Consider the following 19,960-nt stretch of genomic DNA (forward strand, 5'->3'; position numbering starts at 1 on the left):
GCACCCGACGCCCCGTCCCTCCCTCCGGAGGGGCGGGGCGTCGTCGCGTCCCGGGGGGCTGGCCGTGGGGGAGCGGACGGGACCCGACGGCCGCGCTCAGCGGCGCTCGGAGACCGTCACGGTGAACGTGCGGTCGCGCGCCGTCTGCCGGGTCGGCCCGACGAGGTCCTCCAGCACCGGCCGGTACCGCAGGTGCGAGTTCCAGACGCACCACAGCCGGCCGCCCGGCTCCAGCACCCGCGCCGCGGCCGCCACCAGCCGGTGGGCCACGGAGGGGTCCACGGCGTTGCCGTCGTGGAACGGGGGATTCAGGAGCACGCACTCCTCCGTCCCGTCCGGCCACGTGGTCAGGGCGTCGTCGCGCACGGCCCGGACGCGGTCCGCCACGCGGTTCGCGCGGGCCGTGGCGAGCGTCGAGGCGACCGCCACGGCGGACTGGTCGGTGGCCAGCACGGTGACGTGCGGCCACAGCCGCGCCGCCCCGACCGAGAGCAGCCCGTTGCCGCACCCCAGGTCCACGGCGCGCCCCGGCGGGCGCGGGTCGTCGGCGAGCGAGGTGAGCAGCAGACGGGTGCCCGGGTCGGCGGCGGCTCCGCCGAAGGTGCCGGCGTGGGCCACCAGGTGCAGGCGCCCCACGCCGGGGACGTCGCGGTCGGCCTCCTCCGGCGGCCGGGGGGTCACGCCGGGACGTGGGCCCCGGGCCGTGAGCACGCGCGCCTTGCGGCGTCCCCGTCCGGCGACGACGTCCTCGAACGCCGCGCCGAGCACCGCGTTCATGCGCGGACTCATGTGCTTGTCGCGGCCGCCGGCCAGCAGGACCACGCCGGGGTCGGCCACGGCTGCGACGATCCGGGACAGCCGGTCGAGCTCGTCGAGCGAGCGGGGCAGCGGCAGCAGGACCGTCCGGGCGCCCCGGGCCGCCTCCTCAGGCGTGGCCGTTCGCTCGAGCTCGCCCGTCTCCCCGCCGAGGCGACCGGCGGCGCGCCACGCGGCGAGGTTCGCGTCCAGCGAGCGCTCGGCGGAGGCGTCGTCCTGGTGGATCCGGACGTCGTGGCCGGCCGTGAGCAGGGGCAGGGTCAGCGCGCCGTGCCGGTCCTCCAGGACGGCCACCGGGCCGGGGACGTGCCCGCTCGCGATCCACCCGGCCAGGGTGTCGAGCAGGAGCAGGTCCGCCGCGTCGTGGGCCTGGCGGTCGGGCTCGGTCGGCAGCGGCCACCGATCCAGCGCCGCGAAGTCCACGCCCGCGGTGAGGTCGTCCGGCAGCCCGCCACGGGCGACATCGGGGGTGACCCCCCGGGGCAACGGCTCACTCATGGTCCACCCAGTCCTCTCCGATCCGCTCCGCATGCCCCGCGCCGGCCGTGACGTCCGCGAGCCGCGCCGCGAACGCCGCGCGGGCCTCCTCGGTGTCCGGCACGCCGACCGTCAGGCGGACCCCCGCGGCGCCGTAGCTCGCCTCCAGCACGGACACGCCCGCCGCGCGCAGCTCGTTCTCCCACCGGCCGGCGTCGGTGTGGGGCGCCTCCACCGCGAGCAGGGCCAGCCGGGAGCGGGTGCGCAGCGGGGCGGCGTCGAGTGCCCCGGACACCGAGTCCGAGTAGGCGCGCACCAGGCCCCCGGCGCCCAGCTTGATCCCCCCGAACCAGCGCACGACGACGGCGCACACGTCCGTCAGGTCGGTCCGGCCCGGCGCGGTCTCGCGCTGGAGGACGGCCTCGAGCATGGGGACGCCGGCCGTGCCGGCGGGCTCGCCGTCGTCGCTGGAGCGCATCCGGTCCCGGGCGGGGCCGAGGACGAACGCGCTGCACACGTGCCGCGCGTCGTGGTGCCGGCGCCGCAGGACGGCGACCATCTCGCGCGCCTGCGCCTCGTCCTCGACGCGCCCGAGGTAGGTGAGGAAGCGGCTGCGGCGGATCTCCACCTCCCGTTCCAGCCAGCCGTCGGGGTCGCGGGCGGACGCCGGCAGGACCGTGCAGCGCGCGGTCGGGGCGGGGGCGGGATCGGGCATGACCCCACCCTAGGGGCTGGCCGAGGACGGGCACGCCGTCGAGCCCCGACGTGAGCTTCGGTACAGTGGAAGACCGTGCCACCCGGCACCGGCCCACCGGTGAGCGAGCACGCGTGCCGCCGCGGGCCTCCCATGACCCTGTCCCGGGAGACTCATGACTTCCCCGCTCACTCGCCTGCACGACACGTTGGGGCTCCGCACGAGTCCGGCGATCTTCTTCGGCTCGGCCGCCGCGGTCGTGCTCTTCACCGCCGCGATGGGCCTGTTCCCTGGCCCGGTCCAGGCGGCCTTCGGCGTGGTCTCGAGCTGGCTGCGCTACGACGTCGGCTGGATCTACACCCTCAGCCTGACCCTGCTGGTGGCGTTCCTGTTCATCCTCGCCGTGACCCGGTACGGCCGGGTCAAGCTCGGCGACGACGACGCGGTGCCGGAGTACTCCGGCCTGACCTGGTTCGGCATGATGTTCGCCGCCGGCGTCGGCGCGGTGCTGATGTTCTGGGGCATCGCGGAGCCGATGAACCACTACGCCAACCCGCCCATGGCGGGGACGGAGCCGTTCTCCGACCGCGCGGCCTCGGAGGCCATGGCGATCGCGAACTTCCACTTCGGCATCCACATGTGGGCGATCCTGCTCGTCCCGGGCCTGTGCTTCGGCTACTTCACGTACAAGCGCAAGCTGCCCCCGCGCGTGTCCTCCGCCTTCCAGCCCCTCCTCGGCGATCGCATCCACGGCCCCATCGGCAAGACGATCGACATCATCGCCGTGGTCTCCACCGTGTTCGGCCTCGGCGTGTCCGTGGGCCTGGGCGCCCTGCAGATCAACGCGGGCATGAACTACGTGCTGGGCACCCCCGTGGCCGGCTGGGTCCAGGCGCTCATCCTGGCCGTCGTCACCGCCGTGGGCACGGCCTCCGTGCTGGTCGGCATGGACAAGGGCGTCAAGCGGCTGTCCTACGCCAACATCCTGCTGGCGATCGCCCTGCTCGTGTACGTCCTGATGTGGGCCGTCTCCAGCATGGACGTCATCCGCGGCACCGTGCAGGCGATCGGCGAGTACGCCTCCATGCTGCCCGTGCTCTCCACCTACAACGACACGTACAACTCGGGCCAGTGGTCCGGTGACTGGACCGTTTTCTACTGGGCCTGGACCGTGACGTGGGCGCCCTTCGTGGGGATGTTCTTCGCCCGCATCTCACGCGGCCGCACCATCCGCTCCTTCATCATGGCCGGCCTCGGCCTGCCCACGGCGTTCGTCATCATCTGGATGGGCATCTACGGCTACTCCGCGTTCCAGTCGGACCGCGCCACCGCGCCGGCGCCGGGCCAGGGCGGTGACCTCACGCAGACGATCGTCACCGACGGCAACGTCCAGGCCGCCCTGTTCCAGCACCTGCAGGGCACGCCGCTCTACACGGTGGCCGCGGTCGTGGCGCTCGTGGTCATCACGCTGTTCTTCATCACCTCGATCGACTCGGGCGCGCTCGTGATGGACGCGATGGCCAATGGCCACGAGGATGCCGCGCCCCGCCGCCAGTCCGTGTTCTGGGCCGTGTCCATCGGCGCGGTCTGCGCGGCCATCATCCTCACCGCGGGCGAGAACGGCCTGGCGGCGCTGCAGGAGGTCATCATCGTGATCGGCCTGCCCATCCTGCTCATCACCGTCACGCAGGCCGCACTGCTGCTGCAGGCCCTGCGCGAGGACGCGGGTGCCGCGCGGCCCATGCGGACCCGCCAGTGGAAGCAGGTGCTGCCGGTCGAGGAGTACCGCCGCCGCGCCACCGAGGACGGCGTGGACGTCTCGGACTTCGTGATCCGCCCCGAGTTCGAGGTCGGCACCGAGCCGGAGAACGACACGCACACCCCGAAGACGTGGCACCAGCAGCGCATCGACGCGGCCAAGGCCCTCGTCACCGTCGGCCTGACCGGCGGCATCGCCGCGGGCCGCACCGAGGTCGGCGCGGAGCTCGAGCGGCTGGGCGCCGTCGTCGTGGAGTTCGACGACCTGATGGGGGAGATCCTCGTGCCCGGCAACCCCGTGCTCGAGGAGCTCCGCTCGGTCTTCGGCGAGGACATCGTCCGCGCGGACGGCACCCTGGACGCGCGCACCCTCAACCGGCTCACCACCGAGAGCTCGACCGCCCGGACGCGCATGTACGAGATCGTCTCCCCGGCGGTGCGCGACGAGGCGAACCGCCGGGCCCGCGAGATCGGCGAGGACTCCGTGCTGGTGGTCGACCTGGCCCTGCTGGCCGAGACCGGCTCCGGACAGGACTTCGACCAGGTGCTGGCCGTCTCCGCTCCCGCCGAGGTGCGCGTCGCCCGGCTCATGGAGTCCCACGACATGACCCGCGAGCGGGCCTGGGCCTTCATCGACGAGGAGGCGGCGGACGAGGAGCGGGCCGAGATCGCGGACACCGTGATCGAGAACGACGGCTCGCTCGAGGACCTGCAGGAGGCCGTCCGGGCATACTGGGCGGCCAAGATCCAGCCTCAGCTCGAGGCCGCCCGAGGAGAGCGCGTATGACCGAGACCGACCCGGTGGCCGAACGGCCGCGCGTCCATGTGGGCCTGACCGGCGGGATCGCCGCCGGCAAGTCCGCGGTGGCCCGTGTCCTGCAGGAGCGTGGCGCGCTCCTGGTGGACTCGGACGCCCTCGCCCGGCTGGTCCTCGAGAAGGGCACCGACGGGCTGGCCGCCGTCCAGGACGAGTTCGGGGACCGCGTCATCACCGCGGACGGTGAGCTCGACCGCGTCGAGATGGCCCGCATCGTCTTCGGGGACGAGGGCGCCCGACAGCGCCTGAACCGCATCGTGCACCCCCGGATCCGGGCTGCGGCCCGGCGCATCGTCGCCGAGGCCGGGCCGGACGCCGTCGTGGTCCAGGACGTGCCGCTGCTGGTGGAGACCGGGCAGGCGGACGCGTTCGACCTCGTGATCGTGGTGGAGGCCCCGCTCGAGGAGCGCCTGCGCCGGATGGTGGAGGACCGCGGCATGAGCCGCGCGGACGCCGAGGCGCGGATCGCGGCCCAGGCCACGGACGAGCAGCGGCGCGCCGTCGCGGACGTGGTCATCGTCAACGACGCCGACCTCGAGCGGCTCGCGTCCGTGGCGAACCAGGTGTGGGACCGGTTCCTCGCCCCCGGCGCGGCTGAGCCCTCGGCGGACTGACCGCCGGGGTGTCCGGGGCGCGACGTAGGGTTCTGCCATGAGCCTGGCCCAGAAGATCAACCGCGTCGTCGCCCCGTTCGAGGTCATCTCCCCCTACCAGCCCTCCGGTGACCAGCCGAAGGCCATCGCCGAGCTCGCCGAGCGCGTGGAGGCGGGGGAGAAGGACGTCGTCCTGATGGGCGCCACCGGCACGGGCAAGTCGGCGACGACGGCGTGGCTCGTCGAGCGCCTCCAGCGGCCCACGCTGGTGATGGTGCAGAACAAGACGCTCGCGGCGCAGCTGGCCAACGAGTTCCGGGAGCTGCTGCCCAACAACGCGGTCGAGTACTTCGTCTCCTACTACGACTACTACCAGCCCGAGGCGTACGTCCCGCAGACGGACACCTTCATCGAGAAGGACTCCTCCATCAACGAGGAGGTCGAGCGGCTGCGCCACTCGGCCACGAACGCGCTGCTGACCCGGCGGGACGTGATCGTGGTGGCCACCGTCTCCTGCATCTACGGCCTCGGCACGCCCGAGGAGTACATCGAGCAGATGGTCACCCTGCGCCGCGGTGCGGAGATGGACCGGGACGTGCTCCTGCGGCGGTTCGTGCAGATGCAGTACGTGCGCAACGACGTCGACTTCCACCGCGGCACCTTCCGGGTGCGGGGGGACACCGTGGAGATCATCCCCATGTACGAGGAGCTCGCGGTGCGCATCGAGTTCTTCGGGGACGAGATCGAGTCCATCCAGACCCTGCACCCGCTCACCGGCCAGGTGGTGCGCGAGGAGGAGGAGATGTACATCTTCCCGGCCTCGCACTACGTGGCCGGCGACGAGCGCATGGGCCGGGCGATCACCACCATCGAGGACGAGCTGCGGGAGCGGCTGCAGGAGCTGGAGTCCCAGGACAGGCTCCTCGAGGCGCAGCGGCTGCGCATGCGCACCACGTACGACCTCGAGATGATGCAGCAGATGGGCTACTGCAACGGCATCGAGAACTACTCGCGCCACATCGACGGCCGTCCCGCCGGCTCCGCCCCGCACTGCCTGCTGGACTACTTCCCGGACGACTTCCTGCTCGTGGTGGACGAGTCCCACGTGACCATCCCGCAGATCGGCGCGATGTACGAGGGGGACATGTCCCGCAAGCGCACCCTCGTGGAGCACGGCTTCCGCCTGCCCTCGGCCATGGACAACCGCCCGCTGAAGTGGGATGAGTTCCTCGAACGGATCGGGCAGACCGTGTACCTCTCCGCGACGCCGGGCGCCTACGAGCTCGGCCAGGCGGACGGCTACGTCGAGCAGATCATCCGGCCCACCGGGCTGGTGGACCCGCAGGTGGTGGTCAAGCCGACCGAGGGCCAGATCGACGACCTGCTCGAGCAGATCCGGGTGCGCACGGCCAAGGACGAGCGCGTCCTGGTGACCACGCTGACCAAGCGCATGGCCGAGGACCTCACGGACTACCTGCTCGAGGCGGGGGTGAAGGTCGAGTACCTCCACTCGGATGTGGACACGCTGCGCCGCGTGGAGCTGCTGCGGGAGCTGCGCAAGGGCACCTTCGACGTGCTGGTGGGCATCAACCTGCTGCGCGAGGGCCTGGACCTGCCCGAGGTCTCGCTCGTGGCGATCCTGGACGCGGACAAGGAGGGCTTCCTGCGCTCCACCACCTCCCTCATCCAGACCATCGGCCGCGCCGCCCGCAACGTCTCCGGCGAGGTCCACATGTACGCCGACAACGTCACGGACTCCATGCGGCGGGCGATCGACGAGACCGAGCGGCGCCGGGCCGTGCAGATCGCGTACAACGAGGAGCACGGGATCGACCCCCAGCCGCTGCGCAAGCGCATCGCGGACATCACGGACCAGCTGGCCCGGGAGGACGCGGACACCGCCGACTTCCTCAAGGGCATGGGGGGCGTGAAGTCCGGGTTCGACTTCGGCATGGGCCACCGCGGCCTCAGCTCACTGGACCGGGCCCCGGCCACGGGGGAGGGTGCCGAGGCCCCGGCGGTGGACCCGGCGTCGCTGCCCGCCAAGGACCTGGCCGATCTGATCGAGCAGATGTCGCAGCAGATGCACCAGGCGGCGGCGGACCTGCAGTTCGAGCTCGCGGCCCGCCTGCGCGATGAGGTCGGCGAGCTCAAGAAGGAGCTGCGGCAGATGAAGCGGGAGCAGTGACCGCCCGGCGCGTTCCGCGCCCCGGGGTGTTATGAAAACACTGATGAATATCTTCATATCAGTGATAGTGTGACGCCATGAGCGCAGCACCCCCGGTCGCGGCCGTGATCGCGGACATCGTCGGCTCCCGCGCCCTCCCGGACCGGGACCGCGCGCAGGAGCAGATCCTGGCCGCCTTCGCGGCCGCGGAACAGGACGTCCCGCCGCTGCGTCCCGCCTGGGCCAGCGTCGGCGACGAGTTCCAGGCGCTGCACCGCACCTGGCCGGACGCGCTCCGGCTGACCGTCCGCGTCACGCTCGCCCTGCCCCCGGGCCTGGACCTGCGCTTCGGGATCGGCCTGGGGCAGCGGCGGGCCCTGGACGCCGGCGGAGACGGCATCGAGGACGGACCGGCCTGGTATCGGGCCCGCGAGGCCGTCGAGCGCGCGCATGAGCGGGCTGTCGGAGCCGCGACCGCCTTCCGCGCCGCGGACCCGTCCCTCACCGCCGCCGTGGACGGGCTCGTCCTGCTGCGCGACCATGTCCTCGGCCGACTCAAGGCCCGCGAACGCCGAATCGCCGCCGCCCTGCTGGGCGGGGCGACCCAGGCGGAGGCGGCACGGGCGGAGCGGATCACGCAGTCCGCGGTGTCACAGGCCGTCGCGCGGTCCGGGATCGACCGGCTGCTCGAGCTGGACGCCGAGCTCGCCGCCGCGGCGACGGAGGTCGCGCCGTGACCGCCCTCGCCCTGCTCGCGCTGGGGCTGCACGACCTGCTCGACGCCGTCCTGCCCGGCGCCTGGCCCACCCCCCGGCGGCGGTGGCTGGCCCGGGCCGGCGCGGCGGTGGCCGCCGTCCTCGCCGCGGTGCTGGTGGCCGTCCTGGCGCCGACCGGCATCTCCGTCGCGGTGGGCGGCGGCCTGGTGGCCCTCGGCCTGCTGATGGGCTGGACGTGGCTGCACCCGGACCGGCCGCTCGGGGTGGTCGCGGTGGCGGCCGCGGTCGGCCTGGTGGCCGTGCTCGAGTCGACCCTGGCGCCCGCGGGTCTGCGCTCCGCGCCCCCGGCACTCACGCTGCTGGCGGTGACGGTGGCGCTGACCGAGACCGGCAACCGGGTCACCCGCGCGGTCCTCGCCCTGGCGGGCCGGTCCGCCGACGGGGGCGACGAGGAGGCGGAGGACCCCGCGGCGGAGCCCACGACCGTGCCGTCCGCCGCGCCCACGGACCCCGCGGCCGACGGCCTGCGCGGCGGTCGCTACATCGGGCCCATGGAGCGACTGCTCATGGTCGTCCTGGGGCTCGCGCAGGCCTATCCGGTGATCGCGGCCCTGATGGCGGCCAAGGGCATCGTGCGCTTCCCGGAGATCTCGGCGGACCGCGGAGCCGGCTCGCGCGCGGAGGAGTTCCTCATCGGCTCCCTCGCCAGCTGGGGCCTGGCCGCCGCCGGCGCCGTCGTCGTCTGGCTCGCCCTCGGCTTGACCGCCCCCGGCGCAGCCTGAGACCGGGCCCACCCGCATCCGCGCGCGGGACCGCACCCGTCTAGACTGGCGCGGCCCCCACGAGCCCTCCATGAAGGAGGCCGGCCTGTGGATCGGGTTCTACGTGGCGCTGGCGCTGGTCTTCGCGGGGCTGCTCTTCGCCCTGGGCGATGCGCAGCACGGCACCGAGTTCCTCGCCGGCTGGGTCACCGAGTACAGCCTCAGCGTGGACAACCTGTTCGTGTTCCTCATCATCATGGCCAAGTTCCAGGTGCCCCGCCGCTACCAGCAGGAGGTGCTGATGGTGGGCATCATCATCGCGCTGATCGCCCGCGCGGTGTTCATCGCGGTCGGCGCCGTCGCCATCGAGCACCTGACGTGGGAGTTCTACATCTTCGGCGCCTTCCTGCTCTGGACCGCCTGGCAGCAGCTCAAGGACGACGGCGGGGACGAGGAGTCCGAGCCGGGCGTCGTGGCCCGCCTGACCCGCCGCCTCAACGTGGCGCCGGACTACGACGGCAACCGACTGCGCACCACCGTGGACGGCCGGCGCATGTTCACCCCCATGGTGGTCGTGTTCATCACGATCGGCCTGACGGACGTGATGTTCGCGGTGGACTCCATCCCGGCGATCTTCGGCCTCACCCAGAACTGGTTCATCGTCCTGACCGCCAATATCTTCGCCCTCATGGGCCCGCACCAGCGGGCCCGACGACGCCCCGCTCCGCCCGCCGCGGGTCGGGGCGTCGTCGTGCGACCGGGTAGACTGACCGGCGACGTAGGGGAGTATCCCGAACACTGTGGACGTCAGCACGCCGCGGCCGCCGAGAGCGCGCCGCCGGCCGGACACAGGGGCCCGGGCCGCGGCCGCGGCGGGCGGAGAGACTTGCGGCACCGTCCTGACCCCTGACGCCGAGAGGTGACCCGTGGAAATCAACGGCCTGACCTGGGGCCTGACGATCGCGCTGATCGTCGGGCTCCTCGCGTTCGACTACTTCGCCCATGTCCGCAAGGCGCACACGCCGTCGATCCGGGAGGCCGCGATCTGGTCCGGCGTCTACGTCGGCCTCGCGCTCGTCTTCGGCCTCGTGTTCTTCGCCTTCGGCGACACCCAGCACGCGGTCGAGTACTACACCGGCTACCTGCTGGAGAAGGCGCTCAGCGTCGACAACCTGTTCGTCTTCCTGGTCATCATGGCCAGCTTTCGGGTGCCGCGCGAGTACCAGCAGAAGGTGCTGCTGTTCGGCATCACGTTCGCGCTGATCTCGCGCACCCTGTTCATCCTGCTGGGCGCCGCCGTCATCGCCGCGTGGTCGGACGTGTTCTACCTCTTCGGCCTGTTCCTGCTGATCATCGCCGGCGGCCAGCTCAAGGGCGAGATGTCCGGCGACGCCGAGGGCGCCCAGGACGAGGCGGACAACGTGATGGTCCGCCTCGTCAAGCGGTTCCTGCCCGCCTCCGAGCAGTTCGACGGCGACCGCCTCTTCACGACGGTGGACGGCAAGCGCCTCATGACGCCGATGCTCCTCGTGATGATCGCGATCGGCGCCACGGACATCCTCTTCGCCTTCGACTCCATCCCCGCGATCTTCGGCGTGACCCAGGAGGCGTACATCGTCTTCACCGCCACGGCGTTCTCGCTCATGGGCCTGCGCCAGCTGTACTTCCTGATCGACGGCCTGCTCGACCGCCTCGTCTACCTGGCCTACGGGCTCTCCGCGCTGCTGGCGTTCATCGGCGTGAAGCTGATCCTGCACGCCCTGCACGAGAACAACCTGCCGTTCATCAACGGCGGCGAGAACGTGCCCGTCGTCGAGATCCCCACGACGCTGTCCCTCGTGGTCGTCGTCGTGATCCTGGCGATCACCGTGGCGATCTCCCTGGCCTCGCCGAAGGGCCAGGCCCTGCGGGCGCTGCAGAACGCCGAGAAGTACTCGTATCGGTACTCGAAGCTGGCCGAGGACGCCGACCCGGCCGAGCGCGAGCGCGCCGCCGCCCTGATGGACCGCTGGACGGCCCGGGCCGAGGCCCTGGACCAGCGCTGGCGCGACCAGCTGCTCGAGCACAAGGACGCGTGGTCGGCCATCATCCGCACGGCCCACGAGACCCGGCTCGCCGATCCCCGTGACGACGACGCGCGCGGGGTCTCCGAGCAGATCGTGCGACAGGACGGGCCCACCGTCTGAGCCGATCACGGCACCGGGGGAGTGCTCCGCCGGCGCCCGGGCCCCCGGGCCGGTCAGTCGACCGGGTCGGGGGCCGTCGTCGTCCCGGCGCCGTCCGCCGCGGTCATCGCCAGGAGCCGGTCGAGGATCGCCGGCCCGTCGTCGGCGATGCCGTCGTGGTGGAAGGCGTCGGTCTCCCACACCTGCAGGCCGCGGACGCGCCGCGCCGTCTCGAGCGAGAGGTCCCGGTCCACGTACACGTCGTCGGCGTAGACCGCGGCGGCCACGGGGACGGTGTTCTGCGCCAGGGCAGCCACGTCGTAGAGCGGGCCCCACTGCGTGCGCTCGGCGAGCAGCCGCGCCGTGCCGGCCAGGGGCCGCAGCCGGGGGTCGACCTCGACGGACCAGGGCATGACGTGTTCGCCCGTGGGCAGCGGGACCGTGGTCGCCTCCGGGTCGAAGTCCGGGTGCTCGGCGAGCATCCGGGACGCCGACCAGCCGGTGTCCGCCCGGCCGCCGGCCAGGTCCGCCGGCTGCGCGTAGATCGCCTCGTGCAGCACGGTGTAGAGCGGGTTGACGAGGCGGTCGTCCTGGTCGGCGACGGCGGCCAGGAACGTCTCGGACAGGCGCGGCGCGGGTCCGGTGCGGTCCACGGCCTCGGCGAGGACCCAGTGCAGGCGGTCCACGCGGGTGTTGCCGCCCAGCAGCATGCCCAGACCCTGGGCCCGTCCCACGGTGAGCGGCCCGCCGCCGGGCAGGGGGATCGGGGCGCCCGCGGCCTCGGCGGCGCGGATCAGCCCCACGGCCTCCGACCACGCGTCGCGGTCGGCCGGGTGCCGGTCGAAGAACTCCTCGGTGCGGGCGCGCATCCGGGCGTAGGTGGCCCGGTAGACCCGGTCGGCGTGGCCGGTGAGCGGGGCGAGGCCGCCGGTCACCAGGCTGCGCTGCAGGCCCTCCGGGTGGAAGGAGAGATAGCTCAGCGTGCAGAACCCGCCGAAGCTCTGGCCCAGTGTGGTCCACGGCCCGGCGCCGAGGGCGAGGCGCAGCATCTCGGCGTCCCGCACGATCGAGGGCGCCCGCAGGTGCACCAGGTGCTCGGCGCGCGCCTCGTCCGTGGCGAAGGCGCCCGGGGCGGTCAGGGTCGCCACAGTGGCCGGGGTCGAACGCCCCGTGCCGCGCTGGTCCAGCAGCAGCACGCGGTGGCTCTCGGCCAGCGCGCCGAGCCAGCCGCTCAGGCGCGCCGGGCGGGGCCCGGCACTGCCGGGGCCACCCTGGAGGTACAGGGCCCAGGGGCGCTCGCCCTCGGGGTCGTCCTTCGCCCGGATCTCGCGGGCGAAGACGGTCAGCGTGCCGCGCCCGTGCGGCCCGACGCCGGTGCCCGCCGCGTCCTGCGCCTCGGCCTCGGCGAGGCCCAGCGCGTGGTCGATCGGCACCGAGAACCAGTGGTCCACCGTGACGGTGCCGTCGTAGAGCTCGGTGCGCTCGCCCACGCGGTGGCGGGCCGGCTCGAGGGGAGCGAAGCCGCGCGGGTCGCCCGCCACGGGCCGTCCTGCCGCCCGAGCGTCCCCGGCGCTCACAGGCCCCACCCGGACTCGGGCGCGCCCACGGAGACCACCCGGATCACGGGATGGCCCGCCTCGTCGGAGGCGTCCAGGTCGACCACGGCGTTGATCCCGTGGTCCAGGTCCCCGTCCGGGTCCTTCAGGACCTGCCGCACCGCCCACCAGCGCGGGCCGGCCAGCTCCAGCGGGGCGGCGACGTCGGGGGCCGCGGCCACGCGGAACAGCTCGGGGCCGCGCGCGGCGGGGCCGTCGTCGATGTCCTCGTGGTCGTCGAAGTAGGCGTCGAGGGCGTCGGCCCAGTCGTCGGCGGACAGCTCGCCGGACAGGCGCGCGAGCGCCTCGTCCCGCTCGTCGCCGAACAGGCGCACCCGCTGGAACATCGCGTTGCGGACCATCACCCGGAACACGGGCTCGTTGTCCGTCAGGCGAGGCGGGGCCGGCGGCTCGAGCGCCTCCATGTCCCGGCGCAGCTCGTCGATGTCCCCGGCCACCAGGTCCTCCCACTCCTCCAGGAGGGACGAGTCGGTCTGCTTCACCATCTCGTCGAGCCAGTCCAGCAGCACCTGGAGCTCCTCGGTGCGGGCCGCCTCGGGGACGGTGTGGCGCAGTGCCTTGACCGCGTCCGTGAGGTAGCGCAGCAGCACGCCCTCGGACCGGGCGATCCCGTAGAACCGCACGTAGTCGCCGAAGCCCATGGCCCGCTCGAACATGTCGCGCACCACGGACTTGGGGGTCAGCTCGAACTCCGCGAGCCACGGGGCGTCCTGCCGGTAGAGCTCGAACTGCTGCTCGAGGAGCTCGGCCAGCGGCCGCGGGTGGGTGATCTCGTCGAGGGCCCGCATGCGGTCGTTGTAGTCCATGCCCTCGGCCTTCATGGCGGCCACGGCCTCGCCCTTGGCGTGCTTGACCTGGGCGGAGAGCACCTGGCGCGGCGGGTCGAGGGTCGCCTCGATCACGGAGACGACGTCGAGCGCGTGGTCGGGATCGGCCGGGTCCAGCAGGTCGAGCGCGGCGAGGGCGAAGGGGGAGAGCGGCTGGTTGAGCGCGAAGTCCGGCTGCAGGTCCACCGTGAGGTCCACGGTGCGGCCCTCGGCGTCCGGCTCGGGCAGACGCTCGACGACGCCCGTGGCCAGCAGCTCCCGGAAGATCCCGAGCGCGCGGCGCATGAGCACCGCCTGGCGGGCCGGGGTCTCGTGGGTGCCGCGCAGCAGGCGCCGGACCGCGATGACCGGGTCGCCGGGCCGGTCGAGGATGTTCAGCAGCATGGAGTGCGTGATCCGCATGCGGGAGACCAGCGGCTCCGGCTCGGCGGAGACGAGGCGCTCGAACGTCGCCGGCCCCCACGAGACGAAGCCGGCCGGCGGGGTCTTGCGCTTGCCGGACTTCACGGACTGCTTCATGCGCTTGGCCCGCTCGGCCTCGTCCTTGACGTTCGCGAACTTCGCCGCGGCCTTGCGCTCGGCCGCCTTGTTCTCGATCACGTGCTCGGGGGCCTGGACCACCACGGTGCCGGAGGTGTCGAAGCCGGCCCGGCCCGCCCGGCCGGCGATCTGGTGGAACTCGCGGGCCTGGAGCAGGCGGGTCTTCTCGCCGTCGAACTTGGAGAGCGCGGTGAGCAGCACGGTGCGGATCGGCACGTTGATCCCGACGCCGAGCGTGTCCGTGCCGCAGATGACCTTGAGCAGCCCGTCCTGGGCCAGCTTCTCCACGAGGCGGCGGTACTTGGGCAGCATGCCCGCGTGGTGCACGCCGATGCCCGCCCGGACGAGGCGGTTGAGCGTGTGCCCGAAGCCCGCGGAGAAGCGGAAGCCGGCGATCCGCGCGGCGATCGCCTCCTTCTCCTCCCTGGACGTCACCGAGATCGAGGACAGCCCCTGGGCCGTCTCCACGGCGTCCAGCTGCGAGAAGTGCACGATGTACACCGGTGCCTGGCGGGTGCTCACGAGCTCCTCGACCTTCTCCTGCAGCGGCACCTCGGACCACTCGAACGTCAGCGGGATGGGGCGCTCCGCGTGGGCGACGACGGCGACCTCGCGCCCGGTGCGCTCGGTCAGGTCCGCCTCGAGGCGGGTCGTGTCGCCGAGGGTGGCCGACATCAGCAGGAACCGGGCCTGCGGCAGCTCGAGGAGGGGCACCTGCCAGGCCCAGCCGCGGGAGGGGTCCGCGTAGTAGTGGAACTCGTCCATCACCACGGTGCCGATCTCCATGCCCGAGCCCTCGCGCAGCGCGCGGTTGGCGAGGATCTCGGCGGTGCAGCAGATGATGGGGGCGTCACCGTTGACGGTGGAGTCACCCGTGACCATGCCGACGTTCTCCGCGCCGAACACGTCCACCAGCGCGAAGAACTTCTCCGAGACGAGCGCCTTGATCGGCGCCGTGTAGTAGGAGACGGCGTCGTGGGCGAGCGCGTCGGCGTGCGCGGCCAGCGCCACCAGGGACTTGCCGGAGCCGGTGGGCGTCGCCAGGATCACGTGCCGGCCCTGGACCAGCTCGAGGGCGGCCTCCTCCTGGGCGGGGTAGAGCGCGATGCCGCGGTCCTCGGTCCAGGCCGCGAAGGCCCCGAAGACGTCGTCGGCGTCCGGGGTCGGCGGGAGGGCGTCGATGCGGTCGGTCAGCGAGGGCGGGTTCGTGGCGGCAGAAGTCATCGCCCCCAGGGTATCGGCCGCTCCGCGCGATACGGTGCCGCCATGAGTCAGATCGCGCCCGAGAGCCCGCACCCGGACACCGACGCCGTCGTGGGGGACGTGACCGGCCGAGAGGGCGGGGGGTTCACCTGGGATCCCGCGCAGTACGAGGGCTTCGCCGAGCACCGCGCCCGCCCCTTCCACGACCTGGTGGGGCGCGTGCGCGCCGAGGCGCCGCGCGTCGTGGTGGACCTGGGCTGCGGCCCGGGGACCCTGACCCGGACGCTGGCCGAGCGCTGGCCGGACGCCGAGGTGATCGGTCTGGACGACTCGCCCGCGATGCTCGAGCGGGCCCGAGAGCAGGCGGCCCGCACGGGTGCCCCCGCCAACCTGCGCTTCGAGGCGGTCGACGCCTCGCAGTGGCGCCCGTCGGGGGCGACGGACGTCGTGGTGTCCAACGCGATGCTCCAGTGGATCCCGACGCACCGTCGCCTGATCCGGCGCTGGCTCGGGGACCTCACGCCGGGGGCGTGGTTCGCGGCGCAGATCCCGCGGCCCTACGAGCAGCCCTCCCATGCGGCGATCGTGGCGCTGGCGGAGGACCCGGCCTTCTCCGAGCCGCTGCACGGGGTGGCGACGACCCGCACCGTGGCGCCGCCCGAGGAGTACACGCGGCTGTTCCTCGAGGCGGGGTGGTCCCCGGTCGTCTGGGAGACGGAGTACCAGCAGGTGCTGACGGGCGAGGACCCGGTGTTCCGATGGACCTCCGGCGCGGCCCTGCGACCGAGCCTGCAGGCTCTGGCCCGCTGGGACGCCGAGGAGGGCGCCGCCGAGGGCGCCGGGCTGCTCGAGGCGTTCGTGGACCGGTACCGCGCCGCCATGCGCGAGGCGTACCCGCCGGTGCCCGGCGTCACGGCCGACGACGGCGGCCCGGTCACGATCTTCCCGGCCCGGCGCCTGTTCATGGCGGGGCAGAAGCCGGCCTGACGCTGGGCCCGGGACCGCCCGGGCGCACCGTCACCAGCCGCGCTCGGCCCACTCCGGCAGGTGGGGGCGCTCGGCGCCCAGGGTCGTGGAGGCGCCGTGGCCGGGGTGGACCACCACGTCGTCGTCGAACGCGTCGAAGATCCGATCGCTCACGTCCGTGAACAGCTGACGGAACCGGCCGTCGTCGCCCTCGGTGTTGCCCACCCCGCCCGGGAAGAGGGAGTCGCCGGTGAAGAGCACGGCCGGCTCGTCCGCCTCGGGGCGGCACACCAGCGCGATGGACCCGGGCGTGTGGCCGCGCAGGGCCACCACCTCGAGCCGGAGCCCGTCCGCCCCCACGGTGTCCCCGTGGCGCAGGCGCACGTCGGGGGCGACCCCCGTGGCCTCGGCGATCGCGTCGGCGTCGTCCTCGCCGGCCGCCGTGCGGGCCCCGGTCAGGGAGGCCAGCGCCGGCAACGCGCGCACGTGGTCCCAGTGTCGATGCGTGGTGACGATCATCTCGAGGCGCGGCTCGCACGGGGTGTCGTCCGCGGCCGAGGCGATGAGGTCGCGGATGGCCTCGGCCTCGGCGGCGGCGTCGATCAGCACCTGCGCCCCCGTGGTCTTGGAGGTGAGCAGGTACACGTTGTTGTCCATCTCCGACACGGAGCAGGTGCGCACCGTGACGGCGGGCAGATCGTGCAGGAGGCGGTTCCGGGCGGTCTCGGGCATGCGCAACAGTGTACGGACGGGGCGGTGAGGCGCCAGGGCGGGCCCGGCCCGCGGTGGGTTCGCCCACAGGCGAGACCCCGGTGTCGTGTCCGTACCCGCCCCTATGCTGGCCGCGTGCCCAAGAACTCCTCCACCACCGTCTCCTCCGCCGTCGAGGCCCACCCCGGCGGCCTCGCCTCCGGCCCCGGCGGCGCGCGCTCGGGCGAGCGGGACCGCATCGTCGTCCAGGGCGCCCGCGAGCACAACCTGAAGGACGTGGACGTCAGCTTCCCGCGGGACGCCATGGTCGTGTTCACGGGTCTGTCCGGCTCGGGCAAGTCCTCCCTGGCCTTCGACACGATCTTCGCCGAGGGCCAGCGACGCTACGTCGAGTCGCTCTCCTCCTACGCCCGCATGTTCCTGGGCCGGGTGGACAAGCCGGACGTGGACTTCATCGAGGGCCTGTCCCCGGCCGTGTCCATCGACCAGAAGTCGACCAACCGCAACCCGCGCTCCACGGTGGGGACCATCACCGAGATCTACGACTACATGCGCCTGCTCTGGGCGCGTGTCGGGGTGCCGCACTGCCCGCAGTGCGGCGAGCCGGTGAGCCGGCAGACCCCGCAGCAGATCGTGGACCAGCTCGAGGAGCTGCCCGAGCGCACCCGCTTCCAGGTGCTCGCGCCCGTGGTCCGCGGCCGCAAGGGCGAGTTCGTGGACCTGTTCAAGGACCTGTCCACGCAGGGCTTCGCCCGCGCCGTCGTGGACGGGGAGACCGTCCAGCTCTCGGACCCGCCCGTGCTGAAGAAGCAGGTCAAGCACACCATCGCCGTCGTCGTGGACCGCCTCGCCATGAAGGAGGGCATCCGCCAGCGCCTCACCGACTCGGTGGAGACCGCCCTGAAGCTGGCGGACGGCCTCGTCGTGGCCGAGTTCGTGGACGTGGAGCCGGTCGCCGAGAAGGGCAGGAAGAACACCGCGGAGTTCGGCGGGCGGGACGCCGAGGGCAACCCCCGGTACCGCTCGTTCTCCGAGAAGCTCTCCTGCCCCAACGGGCACGAGCAGACCGTGGACGAGATCGAGCCGCGCTCGTTCTCCTTCAACAACCCGTTCGGCGCGTGCCCCGAGTGCACCGGCATCGGCTCCCGTCTGCAGGTGGACCCGGACCTCGTCGTCGCCAACGACGAGCTGTCCCTGCGCGAGGGCGCCGTCGTGCCGTGGTCGCTCGGCAAGTCCACCTCGGACTACTGGCTGCGCGTGCTCGGCGGGCTGGGCAAGGAGATGGGCTTCTCCCTGGACACCCCGTGGAAGGACCTGACGGAGGCGGAGCGCGACGCCGTCCTGCACGGCAAGGACTTCAAGGTGGAGGTGACGTTCCGCAACCGGTTCGGCCGCGAGCGCCGCTACACCACGGGCTTCGAGGGCGTCATCCCCTACGTGATGCGCAAGCACGGGGAGACCGAGTCGGACGGCGCCCGCGAGCGCTACGAGTCGTTCATGCGGGAGATCCCGTGCCCGGCGTGCCACGGGGCCCGCCTCAACCCCACGGTCCTGAACGTGCTCGTGGGCGGCCTGTCCATCGCGGACGCCACCCGCCTGCCCATGCGGGAGGCCATGGAGTTCTTCTCGGGGCTGCGACTGACGGACCGCGAGCGGCAGATCGCGGACCAGGTGCTCAAGGAGATCCTGGCCCGGCTGGCGTTCCTGCTGGACGTCGGCCTCGAGTACCTCAACCTGGAGCGGCCGGCCGGCACCCTCTCCGGAGGCGAGGCCCAGCGCATCCGCCTGGCCACGCAGATCGGCTCCGGGCTGGTCGGCGTCCTCTACGTGCTCGACGAGCCGTCCATCGGCCTGCACCAGCGGGACAACCGCCGCCTCATCGAGACCCTCCTGCGCCTGCGGGACCTCGGCAACACCCTCATCGTCGTCGAGCACGACGAGGACACGATCGCCGAGGCGGACTGGATCGTGGACATCGGTCCTCGCGCGGGCGAGCACGGCGGCGAGGTCGTGCACTCGGGCTCCCTGGCGGATCTCAAGGCGAACACGCGGTCCGTCACCGGCGACTACCTCTCCGGCCGCCGCTCCATCGCGGTGCCGGAGCGGCGTCGCGTCCCGGAGAAGGGGCGCATGCTGACGGTCCGCGGGGCCCAGGAGAACAACCTGAAGGACGTCTCGGTGGAGGTCCCGCTCGGGGTCCTCACCGCCGTGACGGGCGTGTCCGGCTCCGGCAAGTCCACGCTGATCAACGAGATCCTCTACAAGGTCCTGGCCAACCGGCTCAACGGCGCCAAGCTCGTGCCCGGCCGGCACCGGTCCGTGGAGGGGCTCGAGCACCTGGACAAGGTGGTCCACGTGGACCAGAGCCCCATCGGGCGCACGCCGCGCTCCAACCCCGCCACCTACACGGGCGTGTTCGACGCGATCCGCAAGCTCTTCGCGGAGACCCCCGAGGCGAAGGTCCGGGGCTACCAGCAGGGCCGGTTCTCCTTCAACATCAAGGGCGGGCGCTGCGAGGCGTGCGCGGGCGACGGCACGCTGAAGATCGAGATGAACTTCCTGCCGGACGTCTACGTGCCGTGCGAGGTGTGCCACGGGGCCCGGTACAACCGGGAGACGCTCGAGGTCACCTACAAGGGCAAGAACATCGCCGAGGTCCTCGACATGCCGATCGAGGAGGCCGCGGACTTCTTCAGCGCGTACACCCGCATCTCGCGGTACCTGGACACGCTCGTCGACGTCGGTCTGGGCTACGTCCGCCTGGGCCAGCCCGCCACCACGCTCTCGGGCGGCGAGGCCCAGCGCGTGAAGCTGGCGGCCGAGCTCCAGAAGCGCTCCAACGGCCGCACCATCTACGTGCTGGACGAGCCGACCACGGGGCTGCACTTCGACGACATCCGCAAGCTCCTGCACGTGCTCCAGTCCCTCGTGGACAAGGGCAACACGGTGCTCACCATCGAGCACAACCTCGACGTGATCAAGAGTGCCGACCACGTGATCGACCTCGGCCCCGAGGGCGGCTCCGGGGGCGGCACGATCGTGGCCGCGGGCACGCCGGAGGAGGTCGCACACGTCGCGGAGAGCCACACGGGCCGGTTCCTCGCGGAACTGCTCGCGTAGCATGGACCCCGCC

At 72.7% G+C, this 19,960-nt stretch carries 13 protein-coding genes and 1 pseudogene; 9 read left to right on the plus strand and 5 right to left on the minus strand.

Annotated elements, in window-relative coordinates; genetic code table 11:
• Positions 1-96: 96 nt before the first annotated feature.
• Together CITRIK5_RS04240 and CITRIK5_RS04245 are read right to left on the minus strand one after the other, a co-directional pair.
• A complete protein-coding gene (locus CITRIK5_RS04240) occupies positions 97-1,314 on the minus strand; it encodes a class I SAM-dependent methyltransferase (protein ID WP_233569897.1) in 1,218 nt (405 codons plus the stop codon).
• Positions 1,307-2,008 carry a YigZ family protein gene (locus CITRIK5_RS04245; RefSeq protein ID WP_036315334.1) on the minus strand — a complete coding sequence of 234 codons (702 nt, stop codon included), beginning with the start codon at positions 2,006-2,008 and terminating at the stop codon, positions 1,307-1,309. Before CITRIK5_RS04245 ends, CITRIK5_RS04240 begins: the two co-directional genes overlap by 8 nt.
• Before the next feature lie 154 nt (positions 2,009-2,162).
• Here CITRIK5_RS04245 and coaE (CITRIK5_RS04250) point away from each other — a divergent pair, with 154 nt between their 5' ends.
• The 7 genes and pseudogenes from coaE (CITRIK5_RS04250) (at position 2,163) to CITRIK5_RS04280 (ending at position 10,985) form a co-directional block, all read left to right on the plus strand.
• Positions 2,163-4,532 (plus strand): dephospho-CoA kinase, encoded by a 2,370-nt coding sequence (gene coaE, locus CITRIK5_RS04250; protein ID WP_159833127.1) that lies wholly within the window; start codon positions 2,163-2,165, stop codon positions 4,530-4,532.
• On the plus strand, positions 4,529-5,176 hold the full coding sequence (gene coaE / locus CITRIK5_RS04255) for a dephospho-CoA kinase (RefSeq protein WP_036315330.1): 648 nt from the start codon (positions 4,529-4,531) through the stop codon (positions 5,174-5,176). Before coaE (CITRIK5_RS04250) ends, coaE (CITRIK5_RS04255) begins: the two co-directional genes overlap by 4 nt.
• Positions 5,177-5,213: 37 nt before the next feature.
• Positions 5,214-7,343, plus strand: a complete 2,130-nt coding sequence (gene uvrB / locus CITRIK5_RS04260; protein ID WP_036315328.1) for an excinuclease ABC subunit UvrB — start codon at positions 5,214-5,216, stop codon at positions 7,341-7,343.
• 77 nt (positions 7,344-7,420) lie between these two features.
• Positions 7,421-8,059: a SatD family protein gene (locus CITRIK5_RS04265; protein WP_036315325.1), complete on the plus strand. Its 639-nt coding sequence runs from the start codon at positions 7,421-7,423 to the stop codon at positions 8,057-8,059.
• Positions 8,056-8,820, plus strand: coding sequence for a hypothetical protein (locus tag CITRIK5_RS04270; protein WP_036315322.1), 765 nt, complete (start codon positions 8,056-8,058; stop codon positions 8,818-8,820). The genes CITRIK5_RS04265 and CITRIK5_RS04270 overlap by 4 nt, the downstream gene beginning before the upstream one ends.
• Before the next feature lie 49 nt (positions 8,821-8,869).
• A pseudogene (locus CITRIK5_RS04275) lies at positions 8,870-9,709 on the plus strand (TerC/Alx family metal homeostasis membrane protein); the annotation flags it as partial.
• A gap of 16 nt (positions 9,710-9,725) precedes the next feature.
• Positions 9,726-10,985 (plus strand): TerC family protein, encoded by a 1,260-nt coding sequence (locus tag CITRIK5_RS04280; RefSeq protein WP_036315319.1) that lies wholly within the window; start codon positions 9,726-9,728, stop codon positions 10,983-10,985.
• A 53-nt stretch (positions 10,986-11,038) separates the two neighbouring features.
• Here the strand turns inward: CITRIK5_RS04280 and CITRIK5_RS04285 are convergent, their stop codons facing one another.
• Complete coding sequence (locus CITRIK5_RS04285) at positions 11,039-12,505, minus strand: alpha/beta fold hydrolase (RefSeq protein WP_036315316.1); 1,467 nt, start codon at positions 12,503-12,505, stop codon at positions 11,039-11,041.
• Positions 12,506-12,537: 32 nt separating this feature from the next.
• Positions 12,538-15,171, minus strand: a complete 2,634-nt coding sequence (locus CITRIK5_RS04290) for an RNA helicase (RefSeq protein ID WP_123243858.1) — start codon at positions 15,169-15,171, stop codon at positions 12,538-12,540.
• 42 nt (positions 15,172-15,213) lie between these two features.
• On the opposite strand from CITRIK5_RS04290, the gene CITRIK5_RS04295 reads away from it, so the two are divergent.
• Positions 15,214-16,137, plus strand: a complete 924-nt coding sequence (locus CITRIK5_RS04295; RefSeq protein ID WP_159833129.1) for a methyltransferase domain-containing protein — start codon at positions 15,214-15,216, stop codon at positions 16,135-16,137.
• Between the two features lie 30 nt (positions 16,138-16,167).
• On the opposite strand, the gene CITRIK5_RS04300 is transcribed toward CITRIK5_RS04295, so the two are convergent.
• Positions 16,168-16,848 (minus strand): MBL fold metallo-hydrolase, encoded by a 681-nt coding sequence (locus CITRIK5_RS04300; protein ID WP_036315309.1) that lies wholly within the window; start codon positions 16,846-16,848, stop codon positions 16,168-16,170.
• Between the two features lie 114 nt (positions 16,849-16,962).
• Here CITRIK5_RS04300 and uvrA point away from each other — a divergent pair, with 114 nt between their 5' ends.
• Complete coding sequence (gene uvrA / locus CITRIK5_RS04305; protein WP_159833131.1) at positions 16,963-19,947, plus strand: excinuclease ABC subunit UvrA; 2,985 nt, start codon at positions 16,963-16,965, stop codon at positions 19,945-19,947.
• Positions 19,948-19,960 lie beyond the last annotated feature (13 nt).

The organism is Micrococcus sp. 116, from assembly GCF_902506395.1.
Taxonomy (GTDB): domain Bacteria; phylum Actinomycetota; class Actinomycetes; order Actinomycetales; family Micrococcaceae; genus Micrococcus; species Micrococcus luteus.